Origin of the sequence: Romboutsia sp. 1001285H_161024_C4 (assembly GCF_015550185.1) — a bacterium.
Classification (GTDB): Bacteria; Bacillota; Clostridia; order Peptostreptococcales; family Peptostreptococcaceae; genus Romboutsia_C; species Romboutsia_C hominis.
Map to the genome: position 1 here is coordinate 352,155 of NZ_JADNAJ010000001.1, position 25,814 is coordinate 377,968.

The window sequence follows — 25,814 nt, forward strand, 5'->3', positions numbered from 1 at the left end:
TAATATGCCAGATGTATATGATAATAAATAAAAAAGTATTATATATGTAATTAATTAGAAAATTATCTAAAAATTAAAAAAATTATAAAAATATAAAACGCGTTATTGCAAAAAAATAAGCAACTATGCAAAAAAATTTGCTGAAAAGCAAAAATTACTATTTAGATTGGTTAAACTAATTAAAACGATAAATCAGGAGAAAGATATGAATGATTTAATTCTTACGCTGCTTAATTTAAAATACATAGGAAATAAAACAATAGAATACATACTACATATTAGCAAAAGTACAAAACATAATGAAAAAGAGATTTTACATTTACTGGAAGAGGCAAATTTGAAAGGTAAAACAAAACGAATATATACGTTAGATGATATAAAAATAGCTATTAATAAAACATATAAAATTAAAGAATCTTGTATAAAACAAAATATAAAAATTGTAAGCATACTAGAAAGTAGCTATCCTGAAAAGTTAAGACATATAAATGATAGACCATTATTACTTTTTTATAAAGGAAATTATAGTGCTATGACAAATAATAAATCAATAGCTATAATAGGAAGTAGAAAAGCTAGTGTAAAAGGGCTAAAGTCATCTTACAATATGGCCTATTTACTAGGGAAAGATGGATATAGTATTATAAGTGGACTAGCTAAAGGTTGTGATGAACAAGCACATAAAGGTTGCTTAGATGCATTTGGAAGTACAGTAGCGGTTTTACCATGTCCTTTAGATAATATATATCCTAAAAGTAATGTAAAGTTAGCAAATGATATAGTAGATAATAAAGGGTGCTTAGTAAGCGAATATCCATTAGGAAGTAATATACATAAAAGCAATTTTATAAGAAGGAATAGACTTCAAAGTGGATTAAGCAATGCTTTAATAGTATGTGAGACAAATGAAAATTCTGGTACAAATCATACCATTAATTTTTGCATAAATCAAAATAGGATTTTATCTTGTATAAATATTAAGCGAAATGTAGAGATTATAGATAATAAAAATTGTATAGTTATAAATGATGAATGTGATATAAATAAGCTTAAAGAAAAAATAGAAAATGGTAATAAAAATTATATAGATAATGGTAAGCAACTAGTATTTAAATTATAAAAGTTATCTAAATAAAAACTAGAGAGGGCGTTTACCTCTCTAGTTATATTAAAGAAAAATTACTATAGTCTATCAAGACCTTGTTTTAAATCTGCTATTATATCATCACAATCCTCTAATCCAACAGATATTCTAATTAATCCATCTGAAATTCCTGCTGCAGCTCTTTCTTCTGGAGTATATGGAGAATGAGTCATTGAAGCTGGATGTTGAATTAATGTTTCACAGTCCCCTAAACTAACAGCAAGAGTGCATAATTCTAAAGAATTTAATAATTTCTTACCTGCTTCTAATCCACCCTTAACTTCAAAGGCTATCATACCACCAGGCATATCCATTTGTTTTTTAGCTAGTTCATATTGAGGGAAGCTTTTAAGTCCTGGATAATTTACTTTTATAACATTTTCATGAGTTTCTAAAAATTCTGCAACTTTCATAGCATTTTGAGTATGTCTATCCATTCTAATTTGTAAAGTTTTCATACCTCTAAGTATTAAATAAGCATCGAATGGGCTTAAAACAGCACCAGTCATATCTTTAACTCCAAATAATCTTACTTGATTTATAAAGTCTTGTTTACCAACTACAAAACCAGCTATAACATCTCCGTGACCGTTTAAGTATTTAGTAGCTGAATGAACAACTACATCTGCACCTAATTCTAGAGGTCTTTGTATGTATGGAGTACAGAATGTATTATCTACTATGACTATACAATTTTTAACTTCATGTGCAATATTAGATATAGTTTCAATATCCATTATCTTTAAATCTGGATTTGCTGGAGTTTCTAAATAAACAACTCTAGTATTTTCTCTCATAGCAGATTTAACTTCATCTATATTAGATGCATCTACGAAAGTTACATCTACACCATATCTACTTATACCATGATTTAGTAATGCAAATGTACAACCGTATAATGTTTTTGAAGCAACAACATGATCTCCTGCTTTTAAAGCAGTCCAAAGAGCAGAACTTATAGCACCTATTCCAGAAGCTGTTGACATACAAGCTTCTCCATTTTCAAGTAAAGCCATTTTCTCTTCTAATTGAGAATTTGTAGGATTTCCTAATCTAGAATATATGTATCCACCTTCTTCAAGAGCAAATCTTCTACCACCTTGTTCAGCACTATCAAATACAAAAGTTGATGTTTGGAATATTGGTGTAGTTAAAGCACCAGATACTGGATCTTTATGATGTCCTCCGTGAATAGCTTTTGTAGCAAATTTTTTCCCTCTTAAGTTTTCCATAGTAATTCCCTCCTAAATTTGATTAAATAGTAGTGTCTTACAATTTTCTTGAAAACGTTTTGTTAAGTTTTCAACATCAATATAACACTAAAAAAAATTCTTGTAAACAATATGGAATAAAATAGTAAGATTTCTATAATTTAAAATATTTAGATATAATGAAAATTAAAGAAATTAGATACCATTATTTGATAAATTAAAAACCATTAGTATAAAATAGTTGGATACAAAATTGTAAATTTTATCATGTGGTTTTTTACAAATAAGTGCTATATAATTAAATGTAGAACAATTATAGACAATAAAAGACAGAACGGGGGAATTTTTTATGCCGAAAAAGAACAATATAAACTTTGGTTCTAAGAAAAAAGGTCGCGTTGATGTTAAAAAAGTAGCATTAGTTTCAGTAGCATCAATAGTCATAATATTTGGAGGCTATAAGTTAGTCGGAGCGACAGCATCATTTATAGCTGAACAAAAGCAAGAAAAAATTGAAATGCAAAAAAAGGCTGAGGCAGAAAGATTAGCAGCTGAGAAGAAGCGTAAAGAAGAAGAAGAAGCTAAAAAGAGAATGGTCGGAGTTAATCATGAAGGTAAAAAATATACTTATGATGCATTAAAAGTGGCTGACAAATTAAAGAAATACGATTATAGCAACAATGGAGAAAAAGTAGTATTTTTAACTTTTGATGATGGAACATCAACAACAGTTACTCCACAAATATTAAAAATATTAGATGAGTACGGAGTTAAAGCAACATTTTTCTTAACAGGAGAAAATATTGAACGTGGCGGATCAAAAGCTAAAGAACTTATAAAAGAAGAATTTGATAAGGGTCATGCAATAGCTAATCACTCTTATAGCCATGATTATAAAATACTTTATCCTAATAGAGTTTTAAATTTAGATAATTTTAAAGGTGACTTTGCAAAAACTGATAAGATATTAAAGGATACTTTAGGTCCAAACTTCTCAACAAGAGTTATAAGATGTCCAGGTGGACATATGTCATGGAAAGGTATGGAACCATTAGATCAGTATTTAAACGAAAATAAAATGGCATCTATAGACTGGAATGCTTTAAGTGGAGATGCAGAAGGTGGAAGAAAAACTCCAGCTCAATTAGTAGAATATGCTAAAAAGACAGCACAAGGTAAAGAAATGGTAGTTGTATTAATGCATGATACATATGGAAAAGAAGCTACTGCAAAAGCATTACCTCAAATAATAGAATATTTCAAATCAAATGGATATGAATTTAAAACATTATCTTAATTTTATAAAAAGCCTACAGGTATTTATTACCTTGTAGGCTTTTTTATTATGTTAAAATTAGCATCTGAATAATTAAAATTATTGGAACTCCTATTTTAAACTTGTTTTTTTGCGTTTTATGGTGGAATCTATACATTCCAATTAATATACCTAAACTGCCACCTACTAATGATAGCATCATAAGAGTATTTTCGCTTATTCTATATTCATGATTTATGGCCTTTTTCTTATCTATATACATTGAATAAAAAGAAGCTATATTTATAATTAACATATAAAATAAAAATAAATTTTCCATATATAATCCTTTCTTTTTAATTAAAATATTAATAATCGTAAATGAATATAATAACTTATATACTATAAAAATATATTATACATTAGTATAATATTAACATAGAATAAATAAAAAGGAAGTGTAAAACATGACTAAAATAAAAGATGTAACCACATTAGTTAAAACTAAATTTGTAGGGCTTTATGATGTTGAATATGAAAATAAAAATAATGACATAAGACACTGGATGGTAGCATCAAGAAAAGATGAAAATAATTTAAAGGAAATATATATAAACGATAAAGAAGATAAAATAGATGCAGTAGTAATAGCAGCATATCATAAAAGCGAAAAGAAGTTAGTACTTATAAAACAATTTAGAGTACCTATAAATAGTTATATATATGAACTTCCAGCAGGACTTGTGGATAATGAAGAGGGTATAGAAAAAGCGGTAAAAAGAGAATTAAAAGAGGAAACAGGTCTAGAACTTATAAGTATAAATAATATAAATAGTAATGATAAATTATATTTATCTCCAGGAATGACTGATGAATCAGTAGCATTTGTATATTGTTTATGTGATGGCAATTTAAGTAAAGAATTTTTAGAAGAAGATGAAGATATAGAAGCATTTTTAGTATCAAAGGAAGAAGCTAAAGAAATAATAAACGGAAGAGAAAAAATAGATATAAAATCATATCTACTACTTCAAATGTTTATAAACTTAGGTGAAAAACTATTTCATTAATTATATTATATAAATACTAAATATATATATATGATAACCGTATTATTTAATGTACGGTTTTTTATATATAAGTAAGTAGGGAGATTTAGTATGAATGTTAACCAAATAGTTATGATAGAGCTTTTAAATGCTATAAGCAAATCTAATTCAAAAAATAAAGCTTGTACAAACAATAATTCAAATGTATTTGATTTTGTATTACAAAGTACATTTAATAGTATACTTAATGATAGTCCAACATGTAGCTGTAGTTGTAGCTGTAGTAATGAGAATCAAAATAAACTTAATGGTTTAGATACACTTTTAAGTAATGTTAACGTAAGTAAAGTTAATAATAGTAGTAATATAAATAATGCTCAAAAAAGTAATAATAAGATGGATGATGCAATAAAATTGCTAGAAAGCCAAATAGGAAAGCCATATGTATGGGGGGCAACAGGACCAAAATCTTTTGATTGTTCTGGGCTAGTTCAATATGTTTATAAAAATGCACTAGGTAAAGATATACCTCGAGTATCCTATGAACAAAGTAAGTTTGGCAAAGCTATTGACAAAAAGGATTTACAAGTCGGAGATTTAATATTTTTCGATACTATGAATAAAGGCAGAGTTAGTCATGTGGGAATGTATGTAGGAAATGGTGAATTTATACATGCATCTAATCCAAAAGATGGAGTTAAAAAATCTAAACTAACAGGTTATTACGAAAAACACTATAGAGGAGCCAGAAGACCATAGAATTAATTACCTATAAAATAAGTTAATATGTATCATAAGTTTATGATATAGCTTAACTTATTTTATAGGCAGATATTCTTAAGATTAAGTAAGTGATTTTTTTTATAGTATAAATATATATATTTATGGGATTTATATTTATATATTATAAAATAATAGAAATAAATACTAAAATATAAGGAGCAAATTATGATTAATGAAAATATACTATCTACAATAGGAAATACTCCTATGATAAAACTTAACAATATAGGTAATAAAAATATATATGTAAAACTAGAAAAATACAACCCAGGAGGAAGTATAAAAGATAGAGCTGTTTTAAATATGATAAAAGGGCTAGAAGAAAGAAATATATTAAAAAATGGAAGTGTATTGGTAGAAGCTACAAGTGGGAATACAGGTATAGCTCTATCAATGGTAGGAGCTTTAAAAGGATACGAAGTTATAATAGTAATGCCAGACACTATGAGTGAAGAAAGAAGGACACTTATGAAATGTTATGGTGCCAAATTAATATTAACAGATGGCAAGCTAGGTATGGATGGTGCTATAAATAAAGCTAAAGAGTTAATAGAAAATAATGAAAACTATATAAGTTTAAATCAATTTGAAAATGAAGATAATCCATATGCTCATTACAATACAACAGCAGTTGAAATATTAAATGATGTTAAAGATATAGACATTTTTGTTTGTGGTGTAGGGACAGGAGGAACATTGACAGGAATAGGAAGATACCTAAAAGAAAAAAATAAAGACATTAAGGTGGTAGCATTAGAGCCAAAAAGTTCACCTGTAATATCTAAAAATATTAAAGGACCTCATAAAATTCAAGGTATAGGAGCAGGATTTATACCTAAAAATTATGACGATAGTATAGTAGATGAGGTTATTACAGTAAGTGATGAAGAGGCCTATGAAGGAGTAAGATTAATGGCTAAAAAAGAAGGGATATTAGTAGGAATATCATCAGGTGCAAATGTTTATGGTGCACTAGAATTATCAAAGAGATTTCCTAATAAGAAAATAGTTACAGTATCACCAGATGGGTTAGATAAATATATGTCTTTGAATATATTTAATTAAATCATAGAGGGATGATTATATGTTTGAGAAAATTAAAGCAGATATTGAGTATATAATGGAGAATGATCCAGCAGCAAGAAGCAAAACAGAGGTATTTTTACTTTATCCATCTATACATGCAAGGATAGGGCATAGTATTTCTCATTTTTTATATAGACATAAGAGATTTTTTTTAGCAAGGTTAGTATCACAAATCTCAAGATTTTTAACAGGTATAGAAATACATCCTGGGGCTAAATTAGGTGGAGGAATACTTATAGATCATGGTATGGGGGTAGTTATTGGAGAAACTGCTGAGGTTGGAAGTAGAGTAACTATATATCATGGAACAACTTTAGGTGGAACAGGAAAAGAAAAGGGAAAAAGACATCCAACTGTTGGTGATAATGTAATAATTGGGGCAGGAGCCAAAGTTTTAGGTCCTATCAATATAGGATCAAATTCAAAAATAGGATCAAATGCAGTTGTTTTAAAAGATGTACCAAATGGAGCTACAGTTGTTGGAATACCTGGTAAAGTTGTAAAGATAAGATAATCTCAAAAAGTAACATAATATATCTAAAACATGTTATTATATATTATAAAGTTAAAAATTAAGGATGGATGATTTTATGCATTTTACATATATAATAAGATGTAGAGATAATTCTTTATATACAGGATACACAACTGATGTAATAAGACGTATGAAAGAACACGAAAAAGGTATAAATTCTAAATACACAAGATCAAGAGGTTTTTTAAAACTAGAAGTATGTTTTGTAAGTGATACGAAAAGTAAAGCCATGAAATTAGAAAGTTATATAAAAAAACTTTCTAGAAATAAAAAGCTTTGGCTAATAGAAAATAATGAAGAGTTTGTAAATGAATTAGAAGATAAAGAAGAATATAAAATATATAAAGAGGAAGCTTTAAAATAATCAAGCTTCCTCTTTATATATTTTATATTAATTTTTATAAGGGATCTTCTTAGGAGGCATATATTTTTCTTTTACTTTTTTACCAGGAGCTTCATATCCTTTAGGTCCCATTTCACCTTTAGGTCCAGCAGGTCCCATAGGCCCCATTTCACCTTTAGGACCAGTAGGTCCCATAGATCCCATTTCACCTTTAGGACCAGCAGGTCCCATAGATCCCATTTCACCTTTAGATCCAGAAGGTCCCATAGGTCCCATCTCACCTTTAGGTCCAGAAGGTCCCATAGGTCCCATTTCACCTTTAGGACCAGCAGGTCCCATAGATCCCATTTCACCTTTAGATCCAGAAGGTCCCATAGGTCCCATCTCACCTTTAGGTCCAGAAGGTCCCATAGGTCCCATTTCACCTTTAGGACCAGCAGGTCCCATAGGTCCCATTTCGCCTTTAGCGCCTTTAGGTCCAGCAGGTCCCATAGGTCCCATTTCACCTTTAGCGCCTTTAGGACCAGCAGGCCCCATAGGTCCCATTTCACCCTTAGGTACTTGTACACCTATACTCAAATTTGTACCACATAGAGGATTAACATAGGTTTCTTTACCAAAATCTATATATTGAATGGCATTAAGTTTTACGTATATAGGTCCCTTACCGGATGGAGTTTTACCAACAACTCCGCAACTATTTACATCACATATACAAAGTCTTAATATACAATTATTATCTACTAACTTTAATCCAACAATCCTTCCTATACAATTACATAATATATGAAATATTTCACAGTTGCACAAATCGACAGGATATACAAACATAGGGGACATTTTTAAATTTGCACCCTTATCTTTTTTATATTCTTTTTCACAATGGCAATCATCTAAATCATAGTACTTTTTACACTTCTTAGTTTTATTCATACAATCTTTATGCATACAAACACCCCATGTCAAATATTTTAATTTAGTAGTAATACTACATAATATACATATATGATAAAAACATTTAAAAGGAAACAATAAGTCACCAAAATAAGTAAAATATATATACAATAAGTGATGGGAAAATATAAGAGATATTCATTTTATCAAGCATTTTAAATAAGTCACCCTTAAGAAATTTAATACATATAATGATGTAAGGTGTCGTATAGATACTTTAATTAATAAAAGGAGGCTTATTTTGTGAACTCTGAAGAGAAAAATAATAGAATAGAAGGTTATGAAGACTATGAAGATTATATGTTAATGGATAGCATTTCTAAAAGATCTCCTTTTTACAATTTGAACAAGAGTGTTGAAAGAAAGTACAACAAAAATTGTAAAGAAGAAGAAAAATATAATAAAAAGTCAGACGAGAGTAGTGATAACTGCGAAGTAACCGAATCAAATAACAGTACTAAAAGTAATGTAAATCAAAATGATAAAGAAGAAAAAGAGAACAATAAAAAGTCAATCGAGAGTAGCAATAGATATAAAGCAACAGGCTTGCATAACAATACTAGAATTAATGGTAATAAAAATCATAAAGGAGAAGAGCACAACAAAAAGTCAGGCAAGAAAATTAACACAAACAAGTTGGTAGAATTATTACTACAATATATTAATAATAATAAAATTAATCCATTAACCATAATGAGTTTAGATGAAAATATATATTCAAAATCTAATTTAGAAGGTGTAAATGTATTAGATGGTTTATTATCAAATATGTTAATGAGTGATTATAAACTAAACGAAAGTAATAATAATTCAATTGGCGAAATTATAAAACTAATGAATGGAGGAATATCAAAAATGGAACCAGATTATGGAAATGAAAAAAGTAATAAAAATAATGAAGATATAAATGAAAATTTAAAAAGAATACTAGAAAGCGTAAATATAGATGAATTAAAACAAGAAGTAGAAGGAAAATCTATGGAAGAAATTATAGAAATGGCTAAAAAAGTATCATCAAGTATAAACTTCGATAATAGACAAAATGAAGAAAATAAATCAAATGTGAATAATGATGTAAGTGATATATTAGAAGATGCAGATATAAATAAACTAAAGCAAGAAGTAGAAGGAAAGTCTATGGAAGAAATTGTAGAAATGGCTAAAAAAATAGCATCAAATATAGATTTTGATAATGTACAAAATGATAAAAGCAAACCAAATATGAATAATGATATAAGTAATATATTAGAAGACATAGATATAAATAAACTAAAGCAAGAAGTAGAAGGAAAGTCTATGGAAGAAATTATGGGAATGATAAAAAAGATATCTAAAAAATAATTGCATATATAAATAAGACACCTATAATATTATAGGTGTCTTTTATTAATTAATATATATTATAAGTTATATTATCTTAGCAATGATCATGTCCTTTTTTGTTACAGAAGAATAAAAGGATTATTATTATAAATATAAAGCATTTATTATTATCATCGCAGTCGAAGTCGCAGTTAAATCCATTGTTACAAAGTAATAAAAGTAATATTATTAAAAAGTTATCATCACAAAAACAATTATTTTTTCCAAACATATTAAAACCTCCATTATATTTTTACTTAAGATTTAAATTAAAAGATATAATTTTTTATATCTAATAAATAATATGTACTAAATACAGGAAAAGTTACTAATTTCGACAAAAAAATAGAGTGAATTAGTTATGTAATTAAATCAATTAAAAATATAAAAAATTGTATATAAAAGGCACCTATGATATAATAGGAGCCTTTTTTTAATTAATAGATATTATAAGTTATATTATCTTAACAATGATCATGTCTTTTTTTGTTACAGCAGAATAAAAGAATTATTATTATAAATATAAAGAATACATTTCTATCGTTGCATTTATCATGGTGATCACATTCATTATGGTGATTACATTCATTATGATGATCGCAGTCCAATCCATCGTTACAAAGTAATAAAAGTAATATTATTAAAAAATTATCATTACAAAAAATATTATTTCCAAACATATTAAAACCTCCATTATATTTTTACTTAAGATTTAAATTAAAAGATATATTTTCATATATCTAATAAATAATATGTATAAAACACAGAAAAAGTTACTAATTTCGACAAAGTGATTGGAGTAAATTAATGAATTATGTAATTAATTTAAATAAAAAATAAATATATATATAAATGAGGCACCTATAATAGGTGCCTTTTGTTAATTAATATATATTATAACTTACATTATCTTAAGCAATTACCATGTCCTTTTTTATTACAGAAGAATAAAATGATTATTATAAATATAAAGAATTCGTTATTATTACATCTTCTATTGTTATCTTCACAATTGTCTCCATCATGGCCTCTACCGTGACCGCAGCCAAATCCATCGTTACAAAGTAATAAAAGTAATATTATTAAAAAGTTATCATCACAAAAACCATTATTTCTTCCAAATCCATTAAAGTCGTTTCCAAACATATTAAAACCTCCACTATATTTTTATTATTTAAGATTTAAATCAAAAGATATATTTTCATATATCTAATAAATAATATGTACTAAATACAGAAAAAGTTACTAATTTCGACAAAAATATTTAAAATTATACAAAAAGTATTTAACAAATTACTAATATATAAATTAAGCTTAGTAAAAAAGCAAAAGTCGAATTTATTGTATTTCAACATAAAACGAAAATATATAAAAAGGAAAGATAACAGCATTACTTGGAATAAATGATGTGGGTAAATCAATAATATTAAAATATATAAGTGGTCTTACTAAAACAGACAAAGATGAAACACTATGTAGTTAAGATTAAATTTTAATATGAAGATAAATTCATATTAAATATATCAATTTATTGACAATAAATATGTTATATTGGTTATAATTATATGATAGGTAAAAAATAATCATCTATTAGAAGGTAAATTTAATTAGGAGGAATCACAAAGTAAATGAAAGTTGAATGGAATAACAAATATACTACTATATCGGTGTATGCGATTATAGTTATATGCTGTAGTTTATTGTTTTTTAATATATTAGACAAACTACCAGCATTTACTGAAAACTTAAGTTGGGTTATGTCAACATTACAACCTTTTGTTATAGGATTTGTAATAGCATATTTACTTAACTTTATACTAGTATTTTTTGAAGAAAAAATTTTAGTGTTTGATTCAATTAAAAACATGAAACAAAAAGGTAAAAGAGCTATAAGTTTATTATTAACTTACACAACAGCTTTTATAATACTTTATTTATTTATACAATTTGTGTTACCACAGTTAGTAGACAGTGTGGTAGGACTTGTTAATGACATACCAACATATGTAAATAATGTAACTGTATTCATAGAAAGTCTAACTAAAAATATAGATTTAAACAATGAATATATGACTATAGCTGTAGGTAAGTGGAACGAATTTATAGACTATACTATAAAAATAATATCTAATTTAATTCCGGTACTTGGAGGCATGTTAAAAACTACTGCATCAGGTGTTTGGAATATAGTATTAGGCTTAATAATATCTATTTATATGTTAATAGATAAGGAAAAGTTCTGTGGACTTAGCAAAAAAGTAACTTATGCGATATTTAATAAAGCACGTGCTGACAAAGCTATTGAGTTAACAAATAGAGCTAATGATACATTTGGTAAGTTTTTAAGTGGAAAGATAATAGATTCAGCTATAATAGGTGTATTAACTTTCATTGTACTTACAATATTTAAAATGCCATATACATTACTTATATCAGTAATAATAGGTATAACTAACATAATACCATTCTTTGGGCCGTTCTTTGGAGCTATACCTTCAGTTATAATAATAATGTTTGTATCTCCAATTAAAGCATTATGGTTTATATTAATAATAATTATTATACAACAATTAGATGGTAATGTAATAGGACCTAAGATATTAGGAGATTCAATAGGAATATCAGCATTTTGGATATTATTCTCATTATTAGTAGCAGGAAAGTTATTAGGATTAGTTGGAATGATAATAGGCGTTCCTTTATTTGCTTGGCTATACTCTATAGTAAAAGAGATAGTGGAATATAGATTAAAGAAAAAAGGGCTGCCAGAAGATACAGAAAAATATATGTAATGCAAAGAGGCTGTTGTAGAATGATTAAATCTAATCATTTTGCAACAGCCTCTTAAATGTTATAAATTCTGAGAGTAACGTAATAACATTTATATTATTGACAAAAAGAATATAAATATACATAAAAAAATAATTTACTTGATTGAGTCAATTATACATTGTATAATGGAGGAAAAGCTTATTTTATATAAGAGTACTTAGCTATAAATTATTAATCATAATAATCACATCATTAGGAGGAAAAGTCTTATGAGTAGGGAGTTAGAATTAGAAGACAACGAAATAGTAAGAGCTAGTATGAAGTGTTATAGGAAAGTAAGCAATACTGAATTAGTATTAAATTTTTTAACCAATATGTTTGTAGCGAGTCAATCACTAGTTGCAGCAGGAGAAATCGTTAATGAATACATAGTTACATTAACAGATAAAAATTTATACTTAGAAGGAATATATCATGTACCATTAGGGGGATTATCCGAGGTAAACAATTTATCAAAGATACCCTTAAAAAATGTTGAGGATTTTATTGTAGAAGAAAAGGGGAAAGAAGAGTTAGTTACAATATTAGTAAGTAAAGGTAAAAATTTAAAATTAATACGTAAAAACAATGGTTGGACAAATGATGCTATGAAGATTAAAGAGCTATATTTTTAATATAAAAAAGAGCTATCTAATATTAGATGGCTCTTTTTTATGATTTATAATTATGATATAATAAGACAAAATTAAAATATATAAAGAAAGGAAGAGTTATGGCAGAAATAACTATAAAACTTACAAGAGATAATTTTAATTTTAGATTTAAGCAGTATGAAGGAATGTTTTTTAATGCAAGTATAAATGAAGGTAATGAAGTTGTAAGATACAAAATAACTAAAGATAAAGAAGGAAAAGAACTTAAGGAATTTGGTAATACACATATAAAAGTAAATCATATGTTGTATATACCTCAAATTGAAGCATATATAGATTTAAAAACATTAAAATAGAAAATACCCCACTTAAAGTAAATCAAGTGGGGTATTTTCTATTTTAGATAAACATTCTATAAACTAAAAGTATTATAAATAGCACAAGTGCTATCTTAAAGACTAATCCACCTAAAAACTTAATTGCTTTTATAGTAATACCAATTAATACAATAGCCATAACTATTTTAAAAATTAAATCTATATTCATAAAATCACTCCTACTTACTAAGTTATAAATATTTATTAAAAAGCATTATAATGTTAATACATAAATGAACAAGCCACTTAAACTCATAATAAATATCATTTATACATAAATTATATAAGATATTAGTATGCATGGCTATATACTACATAAAAATTAATTAAATATATCTACTATTACAATATTATTACAGAAAGACAAAAAATTAGCTAAAAATTGTAAGTTTGTTATATAATATATAATTATTAAAACAGATTACTAAAATAAAAGTAAAGTTTAAATAGGGAGTTAAATATGAGAAGTACAAAATTTTCAATACAAAATATAAAAAATATTCCAAAAGACCCAGCAATACATCATACTAAAGCAAGTTTGCTTGAGAAAATGGGTAAAATAGATAAAGCTATAGAAGTATATATAAAATCTGCAGAAGAAGGATATGTAAAATCTCAATATGCATTAGGTAATATATTTGAATCTAGAGGTCAATACAATGAAGCAGAAAAGTGGTATTCTATGGCATTTAGGAATGGACAAGAAGAAGCTGCTCTTAATCTAGGCAATATATATTTTATATCTAATGCTTATGAATATTCACTTTATTGGTATGAAAAATTGGCTACTTTAGGAGATTTACAAGCTCAAAACAATTTAGGAGTTGTTCATTATAAGCTTAAAGATTATATAAGATGTGAAAAGTGGTTAAAAGAAGCAGCTAAAGGTAATTTTGGTTTAGCTTGCTTTAATCTAGGTATACTTTATGAAAAATTAGGAAAAAAAGAAGAATCTATTGAATATTATAAGAAGGGTTCAGTATTATTAAATGAAGAATCTAAGTATAATTTAGCGATAATAAACTATATAGATGGTGATGATAAGTCAGCAATAAGCTTATATAAACATTTACATAAAGTAGGAAATTTAAAAGGATGTTTTAATATAGGCCTTATAATGGAGATTAATGAAGAATTTGAAGAGGCCGAAAGATATTATATAAAAAGTGCTGACAAAGGTTGTACAAAGTCTCAATATAGATTGGCATATATATATGATAGAGATGAAGATGATAAAAATGCTATAGAGTATTATGAAGAAAGTATAAAAAATGGATGTGCTTTAGCAAGCTATAGATTAGGAAACTTATATAATAGAAATAATGATATAGAAAATGCTAAAAAGTATTATGAGATAGCATCAAATTCAGATATAATAGAAGCTAAAAATAATTTAGCAGGTTTATATTTTGAAGAAGAGGATTATGAAACAGCGAAAAAGTATTATGAGGAATGTATAGAAGTAGGATTAATAGAATCTATTGAGAATATGGGTGATTTATATCATAAGATAAATGATATAGACAGTGCCATATCTTGTTATAGAAAAATAGAAAATAAGTTATCATGTCAAGTTAAGCTTGGGAAGATATATGAAGATAAGTGTGATTTTGAGAAAGCTTTAATGTGGTATAAAAGAGCTAGTGAAAATCAAGATGTAGAATCTAGCTATAAAGCAGGATGTATATATGAAGCTAATAATGATATAGAAAATGCTAAGAAGTATTTTAATATTGCCATATTAAAAAATCACATAAATTCAAGAATACATTTAGGTAGAATATACTTTGCAGAAGAAAATTATGAAGAAGCAAAGAAAATGTTTGAAACACCAGCGAATGATTCAAATATATATTCACAACACATGCTAGGTCTTATATATGATATTTTCTATAAAGACTATACAAATTCAAAGTATTGGTACGAAAAGGCTAGAAACCAAAAGTGCGAAGAATCTATATATAACTTAGGGCAATTAAGTTTAAAATTAAATGAAGATGAAGAAGCTAAAAAATACTATAAAGAAGGTTTTAATTTAGGAAATAAAAAATGTGAATACATGCTAGCTGGTATATATTATAAGAAAAGTTTAGATATGTATAAAAGTCTAGCAGAAGAAGAATATGATAATTCTAAGCAAATATTAAAGACAATGCCAGATCTGAGCATAAACTTTGATGAAGTACTTACTCCGCCATTTAAAGAAATTGATTTAAATGAGGAAGAAGAAGAGTATGTACCAATATATATATTAGAAAAAGATGAGAATTTAAAATTACAATTTGAAAAACCATTAGAAGAAATGATAATAGATAAATAATAGAAGAAAATACCTCAAAGTAAAATATATTACTTTGAGGTATTTTTACCTTGAAACTAAATATATCATATATATAAAATATGTAGTTATTAAAAATAAACTTTCGTACTTTGTTATTTCTTTATCTTGAACAACAAATATATAAGAAAGTATTATAGCGCATATCATAAATATACTATCCAATATTAGTGCAGGCTCTAGAGATAAAGGAGAGATAAATGCTGATGCACCTAAAATAAATAAAATATTAAATATATTAGAACCAATTACATTCCCAACAGCAATATCGTTTTCACCTTTAGTGGCTGCAATAACAGATGTAATAAATTCTGGTAAAGAAGTACCAAGTGCTACAACTGAGATACCAATTAAGTGATCACTTACGCCAAAGGAATAAGCTATATTAGTTGCACAACTTACAACCATTTTCCCACCAATTATAATAGCTATAAGACCAACTCCTGAAATTAATAAAGACTTAGCTAAAGAATTATCTATAGATATAGAGGCTATATTTGTATTTGCTTCTAAAAATTCATAACTTTCTTTTAGTGACAAGTTTCTATTTCTTAATGCTTCTTTTATCATATCATATAAAAATAGTAAAAATAACAATAAAAGTATCATACCATCAATACGACTTATAGTTAAGTCTATTGACAAGTATAAAGCTATCATAGAGGTAATTATAAGTATTGGCATCTCCTTTTTTACTATTGATTTTCTAACCTGTAAATTTTTAATAAAAGCAGTTGTACCTAAAACCATCAATATATTAAATATATTAGAGCCAATAATATTTCCTAGAGATAAACCATTTTGATTATCTATAGAAGCTATTATACTAACTGAAACTTCAGGTAATGATGTACCAAAAGCTACAATAGTAAGTCCAATTAAAATTGGAGGAATTTTTAGTATAGTGGCAATATCTGATGAACCGTCAACAAAGTAGATAGCCCCTTTTATAAGCAGTAAAAAACCGAAAATTAGTAATATGTAATTCATACAATTACCTCCCAAAAATAAATAAGTAAATATAAGTTCACGCAACTTTATAATAAAAAACCTCCAAGGTAGAGCATGTCTGCCTCGAAGGTCTTGATTTATAAAAAACTTGTTAATCAAGTTATTTTACAAGGGTTCTATAATATATGAAAATTATATTATAGAATATATTAAAATTAATTGTTATATTATAATAGCTTATTTCTAGACATAAAGAATGTAACAACTAAGCAAATTAAAGCAGTAATAACCATTACAATCCAAAATCCATTAATATGATTTGCATAAGGAATACCTCCAACGTTCATTCCAAAGAAACCAGATACAATAGTAGGTATAGTAGTTATAAGAGTAACAGATGTTAAAAACTGCATAACATTATTTTGATTATTACTAATAATAGCACTAAAAGCATCCATAATTCTACTTAATATATCTCCATATATAGTGGCCATCTCTAAAGCCTGTTTATTTTCAACTATAACATCTTCTAGCAAATCTTCATCGTCAGAGTATTTTTTTATACTAGTAGTACGAACCATTTTATTTAAAACTAGTTCTATAGCTTTTAAAGAAGTAGAAAAATAAACTAATGATTTTTCAAGTTCTAGAAGCTGTATAAGTTCTTTATTTTTCATAGATTTAGTAACTTCTTTTTCTATAACGGTAGTTATTTTATTTATTTTTCTTAGATAATATAAATAATAACTAGCATTTTTATGAAGAATTTGAAGTATAAACCTAGTTTTTTTATAAGTGTAAAATTCTTTTATATGGCCTACAATAAAATCATTTATAATTTTAGTTTGAGCAGAACATACAGTAAGTATTGCATTTTCACACATTATTATACCAATAGGAATAGTAGTATAATGAGTTGAATTTACATCACTTTCATCAACTGGGATATCAATAAGTATAAGTGTATGATTATCTTCGACATCTATTCTAGAGCGTTCCTCCTCATCAAGAGCAGATCTTACACTATCTTCATCTATATTTAATAAATCAACTATCTCACTTATTTCATTTTGATTAGGTTCAACAAGATTTATCCAACAGCCATTTTCAAATGAATTTAACTTTTCTAATTTGTTGTCAATAGTCTTATAGTATCTTATCATGGCAACACATCCTTTATTCAATTTTATATAAATCTTATCACTTAGTATTATTAATTAAATGACTGATTTATATAAGAAGATAAGTAAATTAGCCATTTAAAAGATAATAATAAGTGATGCTTTTTAAATCAATATCCCCCAAAGGACTTTGATCCATTTTCCATCACTCTCCTATTAAAAATAATATTAAAAATTTTATATCCTTTAAATAGGATACCTTGTTATCAAACATAAATCAAGTTTTCAGTTAAAAATATATTAAAAAAATAAAGAATATAGCATGATTTATTTGATTAATAATAAAAAATTGTAATATATAGGAAAAATTATTAAATATAATATAAGTAGATAATATTTTTAGAGGGGGAGGAAGTAATATGAGATATAGAGAAATCGGAAATACTGGTGAAAAAGTGTCTATATTAGGATTTGGGTGTATGAGGTTTCCATTAAAGGATAATAAAATAGACAAGAAAAAATCAAGGGAAATGCTTATATATGCAATAGATAACGGTATAAATTATATAGATACAGCATACCCATATCATAATGGAGAAAGTGAAATATTTGTAGGAGAAGTATTAAAAGATGGATATAGAGAAAAGGTTAAATTAGCGACAAAGCTACCTTCATGGCTAGTAAATAAAAGAGAAGATATGTATAAATATATATATGAACAATTAGAAAAATTACAAACTGACTATATAGACTTTTATTTAATACATAATCTAAATAAGAAAGATTATACTAGATTAAAGGAAAATGGGTTATTTGATTTTATAAAAGATATAAAAGAAAGAGGAATAGTAAAACATATTGGTTTTTCATTTCATGATACATTAGATGTATTTAAAGAAATAGTAGATGACTATGACTGGGAATTTGCCCAGATACAGTATAATTACATAGATGAAGATTATCAGGCAGGTACAGATGGACTTATGTATGCTCGAGAAAAAGGATTAGGTATAGTTATAATGGAACCGCTTCGAGGAGGAGCATTAGTAAATAATTTATCTAGTGATATAACAAATATAATTAATAATAGCTTAACTAGTAGAAATGCTGTAGGATGGACTTTTAAGTTTTTATATGATAAGAAAGAGATAGATGTAGTTTTAAGTGGAATGTCAAGTTTAGAACAAGTTGTAGAGAATATAAATATAGCTTCTAAGGAAGGTATAAAAGAATCTATGAGTAAATATGAAAAAGAAATGATAAAAGAGCTTAGAGATATGTTTAAATCCAAAATAAGAGTAAATTGTACTGGATGTAAATATTGTATACCATGTCCAAACAGTGTTAAAATACCAAACTGCTTTGAATTATTAAATAATGCATTCATGTTTAATGATATAGGAAAAAATAAAGAACAATACAATATGTTTTTAGTAGGGTCGGGAAATGATGCAAAAAAATGTGTAGAATGTGGATTATGTGAAGAGAAATGTCCTCAACATATAAATATAATAGAAAAGTTAAAAGAAGTTAAAGATACATTTAAATGATAAAAATATATTAGTTTTAGAAAATAAAAATAGACTAACATATGTTAGTCTATTTTTATTTTAAATTTTTAGCTTTAGAATTAGGAAATAGCCCTAGATTTAGGAGTGTAAGAGCATTTAAATACAATTAAAGCTAAAATTTAATTATCTATAACTTAGAAGTTAATTCTCTTATAACCTCATCAACAGAAGATAATTTATCTACTTTGTAGGCATTTTCACCACAAAATAGCAATCCATTATCAACATCTCCTTTTACTGCATTTATAAGAGCTTCTGATATACAATAAGGAGTAGTTTTAGGATTACAAGGAATTAAACAATTATAGCATTTAGTTATTTTAGGTGATGATATAGAATTACGTTCTATAAATTTATTGTGTATTGCACGACCAGGCATTCCAACTGGACTTACAACTAAATTTATATTGTCTTTAGTAGAATTTATATAGGTTTGTTTAAATTCATAAGATGCATCACACTCATAAGTTGCAACAAATTTTGTACCTACTTGTACACCACTAGCACCTAGATTTATATATTTTAAAACATCATCAGCACTGAATATGCCGCCAGCGGCTACCACTGGTATTTCTTTATTATATTTAACACTATAAGCTTTGGTAATTTTTAGTATATCTACAAATTCTTTATCATAATTAATGCTATCTATATTTTCTAGTTCACTTTTTTTGTAACCTAAATGACCTCCAGCTTTTGGACCTTCAACTATTATTAAATCAGCTGTAGTTTTGTCTTTTTTGTCCCACATTTTTAGGATAACACTACAAGCTTTAGCAGTTGAGACTATTGGTGCAATTTTTACTTTAGAGCCTTTAATTAAAGAAGGCAATTTAATAGGAAGACCAGCCCCAGATATTATAAGGTCAACACCAGAGGAAATAGCTTCCTTTACATGTTCTTCGTAGTAGTTCATAGCTACCATTAGATTAACACCTATTATTCCTTTATTAGAATTTTCTTTAGCTTTTATTATATGACTTCTAAGGGCCGATAAGTTAGCTCTTAGAGGGTTATATTCAAAATCTTTTTCATCATAGCCAATTTGTACGCCAGATATAACTCCTATACCACCAGCACGACTTACAGCAGCTGCAAGGGAAGATCTAGATACTCCTATACCCATTCCACCTTGTATTATAGGAACTTTAGCTATTAAATCTCCAATTTTTAATGCTTTAATAAAAAACGCCTCCTTAATATAAAAAAAATTATATCAAATATTAATACCAGGTACTAATAATATTATATAATAAATTGTAAGAAAATAACAAGTAAATTTTTAGAAAAATAAAGATATTGTATAATGATATATTATAAAAATTTAAAAAGGTTACAATATTTAAACTATAAATAAATAATAAAAAAGTACTATAATGTATACATAGTAAAAAATAGGAAAAACTAATGAATATACATGAAATTTCAAAATAAATTCATAAATACTTCATATATTAAAGATATAATATAAGCAAAGGAGTGATAGATATGGGTATAATACTTATAACAGCAGTAATAGTTTGTGTTATGTATGGATTAACATTCTTATCATGTTTAAGCGAGAATCACATACTAGATGATATAAACCAATAGACGACATAAAATAAAATATTAAATAGATATAGAATAAACATAAAAAAGAAGTTTGCTATAAAAATAGCAAACTTCTTTTTTATAAAAGACAAATTAAGTATAAATTAGATATAATAGTGGATAATTAGATAACAAAAATTAAAAAATATATAATACAAAGTAAAAAGGGAGACTTAATATGAAAACAATAGGTATAGTTACAGATGGATTATCCACATTAGAGGTCTTTTTAAACAACAATATAAAGATGATATTCAAAGACAAATTAAAAATAAACAATTATTTTTTTAATAATCTACAAAAAGGTCAAAAAATCGATGATGATATAATTCTTGTCATGCTTAGAGATAGGTCTATAAAACTAAAAAATTATATAGATGATAGCAAGAAAATAATAATAATAAATAGAAGTGTAAAGCAAAAAGATATATACAGACTGTTTTCACTACCTAAAAATATAGATGTGTTAGTTGTAAACGATAACAAGGAAACAATACTTGAAACTATATCCATGCTATACCACATAGGTATAAATCACTTAAATTTAATTCCCTATGATAAAGAAAAAGAATACAAGGATATTAAAGTTTGTGTAACTCCTGGTGAAACACACTTAGTTCCTGATTATATAGAAGAAGTAATTGATATAGGGCATAGATTTATAGACATATCTACATTTCTACAAATAATAACCAAACTAAAAATCGATGAAAAAGAAGTAACACAAAGACTAATAAAATACTCTGAAGAAGTTATTAGTATACATTCAGGAATAAATCATACCTATAAAAATCTTACAGTAGAAAATGATGAGCTAAAATCTATTATAAAGTTATCTAAAAATGGTATGATATTACTTTCAAATGAAGGTATTATAAAAGTCCTTAATGAAAGTGTGAAAAATATTTTAGATATAAAAGAAGATATAATAGGTAAAAACATTAAAAATTTAGATGATAAAGAATTAAAAGATATATTAAATAAAGATAAGACAAAAGATGATAATGTTATTAAATATAAAGATAAGTATATAACAATAAACAAGCACACAATAAATAGCTTTGGTAAAAATATAGGGTCATATTTTTGTATACAAGAGGTAACTTATATAAAAAAATTAGAACAAAATTTAAGTAAAGTTCTTAAAGATAAAGGTCAAGTAGCTAGATATACTTTTGATGATATTAAAACTAATTCTATAAATATGGAAAATACAAAAAAGTTAGCCAGAAAGATATCTAAATCAGATTATACAGTTTTAATAACTGGTGAAAGTGGAACTGGAAAAGAGTTGTTAGCTCAGTCTATACATAATGATTCAAATAGAAGTAAACAACCTTTTATAGCTATAAACTGTGCTGCTATGCCTGAAAATTTATTAGAAAGTGAGTTATTTGGATACGAAGAAGGAGCATTTACTGGTGCATTAAAAGGTGGTAAAAAAGGACTATTTGAACAAGCTCATAATGGAACTATATTTTTAGATGAAATAGGGGATATGCCTATGTATCTTCAAACAAAGTTACTTAGAGTACTTCAAGAAAATCAAATTATGCCAGTTGGAGGACAAAGCGTAATAGATATTGATGTTAGAGTAATAGCAGCAACAAATAGAGATTTGCTTAAAATGATAAAAGAAGAAAAGTTTAGGGCAGATTTATATTATAGAATAAATGTATTACCTATACACATACCTCCACTTAGAGAGAGAAAAGAAGATATAGATATGATGCTTAAACATTTTATAAAAAGAAAAATTAAGGTAAGTGAAGATGTAAAAATTATAATAAATGATTATGATTGGCCAGGTAATATAAGAGAGTTAAGAAATACAGCTATGTATATAGATACTATGGCATCAAAAGATGAAGTTACTACAAATGATTTACCTCATAATCTAACTAATATAAAAAAGGATTATAAAAAAGATATAGATTATATAAAAAATAGAACATCTTTAGAAAAGACAGTAAAGGTAATGAAATGTATCAAAAATCATAATGACTTAAATAAATCATTAGGAAGAAGTGCTATACTTAAAGAACTTATAAAAGAAGATATACTAATAAGTGAAGGTGAAATTAGACATATATTAGAAGTATTAAAAGGAAGAAATATTGTAGTATCAAAAAGTGGTAGGAAAGGAAGCGAATTAAGTCAAAAGGGAATAGAGGTGCTTAAGTTATTAAAATAGGCAGTTAAGTAGGCAGATTTAACTGCCTATTTAACCTATAAATATATTTTAACATTATGTATTATTTAATAAGTAAAGTAAAAGTTTTCCTAAAACAAATATTGAAAAAATTTTTATGATTATTGCTATTTTTCTATTGAAAATATTCATGAAACTAGACTAAATTAACTCATAAAATGAGTGTATACCTTTATTAGAAGAACATCTGAAAATGTATAAAATTAAAAAATATATTAAGTTAATGGACTTAAAAATTATACAAAATATCTAAATATAAAAAAATAAAATACAAATTTGGCATAGTGTTTGCTTAAAGTAATTGATGTACAAAAGATTATAGTTATAATCTAAAAATAATAGAAGAATTGGAGTGCATTAATTTATGACAAACAAAAAGCCTATAGTAGGTATATCAGGTAGCCTTATAATAGATGAAGGAGGAATGTTTCCAGGATACGAAAGAGCATATGTAAATAATGACTATGTTCAATCAGTCGCTATGTGTGGGGGTGTACCTTACATAGTTCCAATGGTTTATAATGATGAAATAATAAGAGAACAAGTAAAAAATATAGATGCTCTTATTTTATCTGGAGGGCATGATGTAAATCCCTTAAATTGGGGAGAAGAACCACATCAAAAATTAGGTGGAATACTACCTAAAAGAGATGCTTATGATTTTAAATTATTAAAATATGCCTTAGAAATGAAGAAGCCAATTTTAGGTATATGTAGAGGAGAACAAGTTATAAATGTATGTGAAGGAGGTAGCTTATATCAAGACTTATCTCTAATAGATGGATGTTATATAAAGCATAATCAAGGTCATTTATCAAATGTAGCTACACATACAGCCATAATAAGAGAAGGTACGAAGTTACATAATATATTAGGAGAAAGTGAGATACATGTTAATAGTTTTCACCATTTATCTGTAAATGAGTTAGCTAATGGATATATAGTTTGTGCAGAATCTAAAGATGGAGTAATTGAAGCTATAGAAAAAGAAGGAGAAGAATTTGTATTAGGAATTCAATGGCATCCAGAAATGATGACAAAGGATTATCCTATCATGCAAAAGCTATTTAAGGCATTAATAACAGAAGCAACTAAATAATTATAAATATATATTTTGGTGGAGGAAGACTATGGAAAGTAGTAAAAAATTAGGTTTTTGGAGTATAGTACTTCTAGGCATTAACTCAATCATAGGTTCAGGTATATTTGGATTGCCAGGAGAGGCATATAAAATGATAGGACCTGCAAGTATTGTTGTACTAGTATTTTGTACAGTACTTGCAGTATCTATAGCGCTTTGTTTTGCTGAGGCAGGAAGTTGGTTTGATGAAAATGGTGGACCATATCTTTATGCTAAGGAAGCGTTTGGTCAATTTATAGGTTTTGAAGTTGGATTTATGAAGTGGGCTATAGGTATGATAGCTTGGGCAGCTATGGCAAACTTTTTTGCAATAACGATTTCTACTGTTTGGCCTCAAGCAGCAGATCCATTTACTAAAAATGTTATAATAGGTGTAGTATTAATAGGTCTTGGAATAGTAAACATAATGGGTGTACAAGCATCAAAAGTTTTAAATGATATAATAACTATAGGTAAACTTGTTCCATTAATATTCTTTATAGTTGTAGGAATTTTCTTTGTAAAAGGTGGTAACTTTAAACCGTTTGTAATTGTACCATCTGGTGAAGCTACAACAACAGCATTTGTTGCAGCTGCAATATCATTATTTTATGCATTTACAGGATTTGAATCTTTGGCAGTTGCAGCAAAGGATATGGAAAATCCTAGGGAAAACGTTCCAAAAGCTTTAATTACAGTGATGGCAATAGTATCAATTGTATATGTGTTTGTTTTAGCTATAAGTGTTGGTGTATTAGGTCCTAAGTTAAGTGGAGCAGCAACACCTGTAGCAGATGCAGCTAAATCAATGGTAGGTAATATTGGAACTTATATAATAACAATAGGAACAGTAATATCTGTTGGTGGTATAAATATAGCAGCATCTTTCTTAACACCAAGATCAGGGGTTGCATTAGCTGAACAAGGATTAGTTCCAAAGTGCATAGCTAAAAATAATAAAAAAGGTGCTCCATATATAGCAATAATAATAACAGTTGTTGGAACTCTTTTAATAGCTTGGTCAGGTTCATTTAAATTTTTATTACAAATAAGTGTTATATCTAGATTTATACAATATATACCAACATGTATAGCAGTATTAGTATTTAGAAAGAAATATAAAGATAAGCAAGTAAGATTTAGAATACCAGGTGGAGCATTTGTACCAATATTTGCAGTATTAATTAGTTTATGGCTATTAATAGAAGCAGGAATTAGTGACCCTATGAAGATAGTATGGGGACTAGGTGGATTACTAATAGCTGTACCATTCTATTTCTATATGACTAAAGTGTATAAAGTTAAAAATGTTGAATAATAAATAGTATCTAGAATTAATATTTTAGAAATATAAAAAAGAACACTTTAGAGAATTACTAAAGTG

General features: G+C 26.6%; 26 protein-coding genes. 16 read left to right on the forward strand and 10 right to left on the reverse strand.

What is annotated here, in order from left to right; genetic code table 11:
* Positions 1-205: 205 nt before the first annotated feature.
* A complete protein-coding gene (locus I1959_RS01795; RefSeq protein WP_166505062.1) occupies positions 206-1,120 on the forward strand; it encodes a DNA-processing protein DprA in 915 nt (304 codons plus the stop codon).
* Between the two features lie 62 nt (positions 1,121-1,182).
* Here I1959_RS01795 and megL read toward each other — a convergent pair whose 3' ends face one another.
* On the reverse strand, positions 1,183-2,376 hold the full coding sequence (gene megL / locus I1959_RS01800) for a methionine gamma-lyase (RefSeq protein ID WP_166505063.1): 1,194 nt from the start codon (positions 2,374-2,376) through the stop codon (positions 1,183-1,185).
* A gap of 328 nt (positions 2,377-2,704) precedes the next feature.
* On the opposite strand from megL, the gene I1959_RS01805 reads away from it, so the two are divergent.
* Complete coding sequence (locus tag I1959_RS01805; RefSeq protein ID WP_092926713.1) at positions 2,705-3,652, forward strand: polysaccharide deacetylase family protein; 948 nt, start codon at positions 2,705-2,707, stop codon at positions 3,650-3,652.
* Between the two features lie 46 nt (positions 3,653-3,698).
* Here I1959_RS01805 and I1959_RS01810 read toward each other — a convergent pair whose 3' ends face one another.
* Positions 3,699-3,926, reverse strand: a complete 228-nt coding sequence (locus I1959_RS01810) for a DUF1294 domain-containing protein (protein ID WP_243239965.1) — start codon at positions 3,924-3,926, stop codon at positions 3,699-3,701.
* A gap of 151 nt (positions 3,927-4,077) precedes the next feature.
* On the opposite strand from I1959_RS01810, the gene I1959_RS01815 reads away from it, so the two are divergent.
* The 5 genes from I1959_RS01815 (at position 4,078) to I1959_RS01835 (ending at position 7,427) form a co-directional block, all read left to right on the forward strand.
* Positions 4,078-4,680: an NUDIX hydrolase gene (locus tag I1959_RS01815; protein WP_092926709.1), complete on the forward strand. Its 603-nt coding sequence runs from the start codon at positions 4,078-4,080 to the stop codon at positions 4,678-4,680.
* A gap of 90 nt (positions 4,681-4,770) precedes the next feature.
* Positions 4,771-5,418, forward strand: coding sequence for a C40 family peptidase (locus I1959_RS01820; RefSeq protein ID WP_166505064.1), 648 nt, complete (start codon positions 4,771-4,773; stop codon positions 5,416-5,418).
* 189 nt (positions 5,419-5,607) lie between these two features.
* Entirely contained in the window at positions 5,608-6,507 is a 900-nt protein-coding gene (gene cysK, locus I1959_RS01825; RefSeq protein ID WP_092926705.1) for a cysteine synthase A, read from the forward strand.
* A gap of 19 nt (positions 6,508-6,526) precedes the next feature.
* Positions 6,527-7,042: a serine O-acetyltransferase EpsC gene (gene epsC, locus I1959_RS01830; protein WP_092926703.1), complete on the forward strand. Its 516-nt coding sequence runs from the start codon at positions 6,527-6,529 to the stop codon at positions 7,040-7,042.
* Positions 7,043-7,118: 76 nt separating this feature from the next.
* A complete protein-coding gene (locus I1959_RS01835; RefSeq protein ID WP_092926701.1) occupies positions 7,119-7,427 on the forward strand; it encodes a GIY-YIG nuclease family protein in 309 nt (102 codons plus the stop codon).
* A gap of 27 nt (positions 7,428-7,454) precedes the next feature.
* On the opposite strand, the gene I1959_RS01840 is transcribed toward I1959_RS01835, so the two are convergent.
* The gene (locus I1959_RS01840) at positions 7,455-8,354 is read right to left on the reverse strand and encodes a collagen-like protein (RefSeq protein WP_195236925.1); all 900 of its coding nucleotides are present in this window, start codon (positions 8,352-8,354) and stop codon (positions 7,455-7,457) included.
* A gap of 249 nt (positions 8,355-8,603) precedes the next feature.
* On the opposite strand from I1959_RS01840, the gene I1959_RS01845 reads away from it, so the two are divergent.
* Positions 8,604-9,701 carry a hypothetical protein gene (locus tag I1959_RS01845; protein WP_195236926.1) on the forward strand — a complete coding sequence of 366 codons (1,098 nt, stop codon included), beginning with the start codon at positions 8,604-8,606 and terminating at the stop codon, positions 9,699-9,701.
* Positions 9,702-9,777: 76 nt separating this feature from the next.
* On the opposite strand, the gene I1959_RS01850 is transcribed toward I1959_RS01845, so the two are convergent.
* From I1959_RS01850 to I1959_RS01860, 3 genes are all read right to left on the reverse strand, one after another.
* A complete protein-coding gene (locus tag I1959_RS01850) occupies positions 9,778-9,954 on the reverse strand; it encodes a hypothetical protein (protein WP_176698699.1) in 177 nt (58 codons plus the stop codon).
* 232 nt (positions 9,955-10,186) lie between these two features.
* Positions 10,187-10,402 carry a hypothetical protein gene (locus tag I1959_RS01855; RefSeq protein WP_092926694.1) on the reverse strand — a complete coding sequence of 72 codons (216 nt, stop codon included), beginning with the start codon at positions 10,400-10,402 and terminating at the stop codon, positions 10,187-10,189.
* 226 nt (positions 10,403-10,628) lie between these two features.
* Positions 10,629-10,868: a hypothetical protein gene (locus I1959_RS01860; RefSeq protein ID WP_092926692.1), complete on the reverse strand. Its 240-nt coding sequence runs from the start codon at positions 10,866-10,868 to the stop codon at positions 10,629-10,631.
* Between the two features lie 482 nt (positions 10,869-11,350).
* Here I1959_RS01860 and I1959_RS01865 point away from each other — a divergent pair, with 482 nt between their 5' ends.
* The 3 genes from I1959_RS01865 to I1959_RS01875 all read left to right on the forward strand — a co-directional run bounded on the left by I1959_RS01865 (position 11,351) and on the right by I1959_RS01875 (position 13,503).
* Positions 11,351-12,514, forward strand: a complete 1,164-nt coding sequence (locus tag I1959_RS01865; protein ID WP_092926690.1) for an AI-2E family transporter — start codon at positions 11,351-11,353, stop codon at positions 12,512-12,514.
* A 249-nt stretch (positions 12,515-12,763) separates the two neighbouring features.
* A complete protein-coding gene (locus tag I1959_RS01870) occupies positions 12,764-13,168 on the forward strand; it encodes a hypothetical protein (RefSeq protein WP_092926688.1) in 405 nt (134 codons plus the stop codon).
* A gap of 107 nt (positions 13,169-13,275) precedes the next feature.
* Complete coding sequence (locus tag I1959_RS01875) at positions 13,276-13,503, forward strand: hypothetical protein (RefSeq protein ID WP_195237128.1); 228 nt, start codon at positions 13,276-13,278, stop codon at positions 13,501-13,503.
* A gap of 43 nt (positions 13,504-13,546) precedes the next feature.
* Here I1959_RS01875 and I1959_RS01880 read toward each other — a convergent pair whose 3' ends face one another.
* Positions 13,547-13,693 (reverse strand): hypothetical protein, encoded by a 147-nt coding sequence (locus I1959_RS01880; RefSeq protein ID WP_195236927.1) that lies wholly within the window; start codon positions 13,691-13,693, stop codon positions 13,547-13,549.
* A 291-nt stretch (positions 13,694-13,984) separates the two neighbouring features.
* Between I1959_RS01880 and I1959_RS01885 the strand changes: the two genes are divergently transcribed.
* Positions 13,985-15,844, forward strand: coding sequence for an SEL1-like repeat protein (locus I1959_RS01885; protein WP_195236928.1), 1,860 nt, complete (start codon positions 13,985-13,987; stop codon positions 15,842-15,844).
* Between the two features lie 45 nt (positions 15,845-15,889).
* Here the strand turns inward: I1959_RS01885 and I1959_RS01890 are convergent, their stop codons facing one another.
* The gene (locus tag I1959_RS01890) at positions 15,890-16,852 is read right to left on the reverse strand and encodes a calcium/sodium antiporter (RefSeq protein WP_166505075.1); all 963 of its coding nucleotides are present in this window, start codon (positions 16,850-16,852) and stop codon (positions 15,890-15,892) included.
* A 188-nt stretch (positions 16,853-17,040) separates the two neighbouring features.
* On the reverse strand, positions 17,041-17,976 hold the full coding sequence (locus I1959_RS01895) for a magnesium transporter CorA family protein (RefSeq protein WP_092926682.1): 936 nt from the start codon (positions 17,974-17,976) through the stop codon (positions 17,041-17,043).
* Between the two features lie 377 nt (positions 17,977-18,353).
* Between I1959_RS01895 and I1959_RS01900 the strand changes: the two genes are divergently transcribed.
* Positions 18,354-19,484 (forward strand): aldo/keto reductase, encoded by a 1,131-nt coding sequence (locus I1959_RS01900; protein WP_195236929.1) that lies wholly within the window; start codon positions 18,354-18,356, stop codon positions 19,482-19,484.
* 148 nt (positions 19,485-19,632) lie between these two features.
* On the opposite strand, the gene I1959_RS01905 is transcribed toward I1959_RS01900, so the two are convergent.
* Complete coding sequence (locus I1959_RS01905; RefSeq protein ID WP_166506228.1) at positions 19,633-20,688, reverse strand: NAD(P)H-dependent flavin oxidoreductase; 1,056 nt, start codon at positions 20,686-20,688, stop codon at positions 19,633-19,635.
* A 588-nt stretch (positions 20,689-21,276) separates the two neighbouring features.
* On the opposite strand from I1959_RS01905, the gene I1959_RS01910 reads away from it, so the two are divergent.
* From I1959_RS01910 to I1959_RS01920, 3 genes are all read left to right on the forward strand, one after another.
* Entirely contained in the window at positions 21,277-23,292 is a 2,016-nt protein-coding gene (locus tag I1959_RS01910) for a sigma-54 interaction domain-containing protein (protein ID WP_092926676.1), read from the forward strand.
* Positions 23,293-23,674: 382 nt separating this feature from the next.
* On the forward strand, positions 23,675-24,409 hold the full coding sequence (locus I1959_RS01915) for a gamma-glutamyl-gamma-aminobutyrate hydrolase family protein (protein WP_195236930.1): 735 nt from the start codon (positions 23,675-23,677) through the stop codon (positions 24,407-24,409).
* Positions 24,410-24,440: 31 nt separating this feature from the next.
* On the forward strand, positions 24,441-25,748 hold the full coding sequence (locus tag I1959_RS01920; RefSeq protein ID WP_092926672.1) for an APC family permease: 1,308 nt from the start codon (positions 24,441-24,443) through the stop codon (positions 25,746-25,748).
* Positions 25,749-25,814 lie beyond the last annotated feature (66 nt).

What these genes read in the sequence shown, in the direction of transcription:
- I1959_RS01895 (WP_092926682.1), bottom strand. Translation starts at nt 17,976, where the DNA reads ATGATAAGATACTATAAGACTATTGACAACAAATTAGAAAAGTTAAAT.
- I1959_RS01860 (WP_092926692.1), bottom strand. Translation starts at nt 10,868, where the DNA reads ATGTTTGGAAACGACTTTAATGGATTTGGAAGAAATAATGGTTTTTGT.
- I1959_RS01880 (WP_195236927.1), bottom strand. Translation starts at nt 13,693, where the DNA reads ATGAATATAGATTTAATTTTTAAAATAGTTATGGCTATTGTATTAATT.
- I1959_RS01810 (WP_243239965.1), bottom strand. Translation starts at nt 3,926, where the DNA reads ATGTTAATTATAAATATAGCTTCTTTTTATTCAATGTATATAGATAAG.
- I1959_RS01915 (WP_195236930.1), top strand. Translation starts at nt 23,675, where the DNA reads ATGACAAACAAAAAGCCTATAGTAGGTATATCAGGTAGCCTTATAATA.
- I1959_RS01885 (WP_195236928.1), top strand. Translation starts at nt 13,985, where the DNA reads ATGAGAAGTACAAAATTTTCAATACAAAATATAAAAAATATTCCAAAA.
- I1959_RS01840 (WP_195236925.1), bottom strand. Translation starts at nt 8,354, where the DNA reads ATGCATAAAGATTGTATGAATAAAACTAAGAAGTGTAAAAAGTACTAT.
- I1959_RS01855 (WP_092926694.1), bottom strand. Translation starts at nt 10,402, where the DNA reads ATGTTTGGAAATAATATTTTTTGTAATGATAATTTTTTAATAATATTA.
- I1959_RS01805 (WP_092926713.1), top strand. Translation starts at nt 2,705, where the DNA reads ATGCCGAAAAAGAACAATATAAACTTTGGTTCTAAGAAAAAAGGTCGC.
- epsC (WP_092926703.1), top strand. Translation starts at nt 6,527, where the DNA reads ATGTTTGAGAAAATTAAAGCAGATATTGAGTATATAATGGAGAATGAT.
- I1959_RS01835 (WP_092926701.1), top strand. Translation starts at nt 7,119, where the DNA reads ATGCATTTTACATATATAATAAGATGTAGAGATAATTCTTTATATACA.
- I1959_RS01850 (WP_176698699.1), bottom strand. Translation starts at nt 9,954, where the DNA reads ATGTTTGGAAAAAATAATTGTTTTTGTGATGATAACTTTTTAATAATA.
- I1959_RS01820 (WP_166505064.1), top strand. Translation starts at nt 4,771, where the DNA reads ATGAATGTTAACCAAATAGTTATGATAGAGCTTTTAAATGCTATAAGC.
- I1959_RS01900 (WP_195236929.1), top strand. Translation starts at nt 18,354, where the DNA reads ATGAGATATAGAGAAATCGGAAATACTGGTGAAAAAGTGTCTATATTA.
- I1959_RS01910 (WP_092926676.1), top strand. Translation starts at nt 21,277, where the DNA reads ATGAAAACAATAGGTATAGTTACAGATGGATTATCCACATTAGAGGTC.
- I1959_RS01870 (WP_092926688.1), top strand. Translation starts at nt 12,764, where the DNA reads ATGAGTAGGGAGTTAGAATTAGAAGACAACGAAATAGTAAGAGCTAGT.
- I1959_RS01890 (WP_166505075.1), bottom strand. Translation starts at nt 16,852, where the DNA reads ATGAATTACATATTACTAATTTTCGGTTTTTTACTGCTTATAAAAGGG.
- megL (WP_166505063.1), bottom strand. Translation starts at nt 2,376, where the DNA reads ATGGAAAACTTAAGAGGGAAAAAATTTGCTACAAAAGCTATTCACGGA.
- cysK (WP_092926705.1), top strand. Translation starts at nt 5,608, where the DNA reads ATGATTAATGAAAATATACTATCTACAATAGGAAATACTCCTATGATA.
- I1959_RS01815 (WP_092926709.1), top strand. Translation starts at nt 4,078, where the DNA reads ATGACTAAAATAAAAGATGTAACCACATTAGTTAAAACTAAATTTGTA.
- I1959_RS01865 (WP_092926690.1), top strand. Translation starts at nt 11,351, where the DNA reads ATGAAAGTTGAATGGAATAACAAATATACTACTATATCGGTGTATGCG.
- I1959_RS01795 (WP_166505062.1), top strand. Translation starts at nt 206, where the DNA reads ATGAATGATTTAATTCTTACGCTGCTTAATTTAAAATACATAGGAAAT.
- I1959_RS01920 (WP_092926672.1), top strand. Translation starts at nt 24,441, where the DNA reads ATGGAAAGTAGTAAAAAATTAGGTTTTTGGAGTATAGTACTTCTAGGC.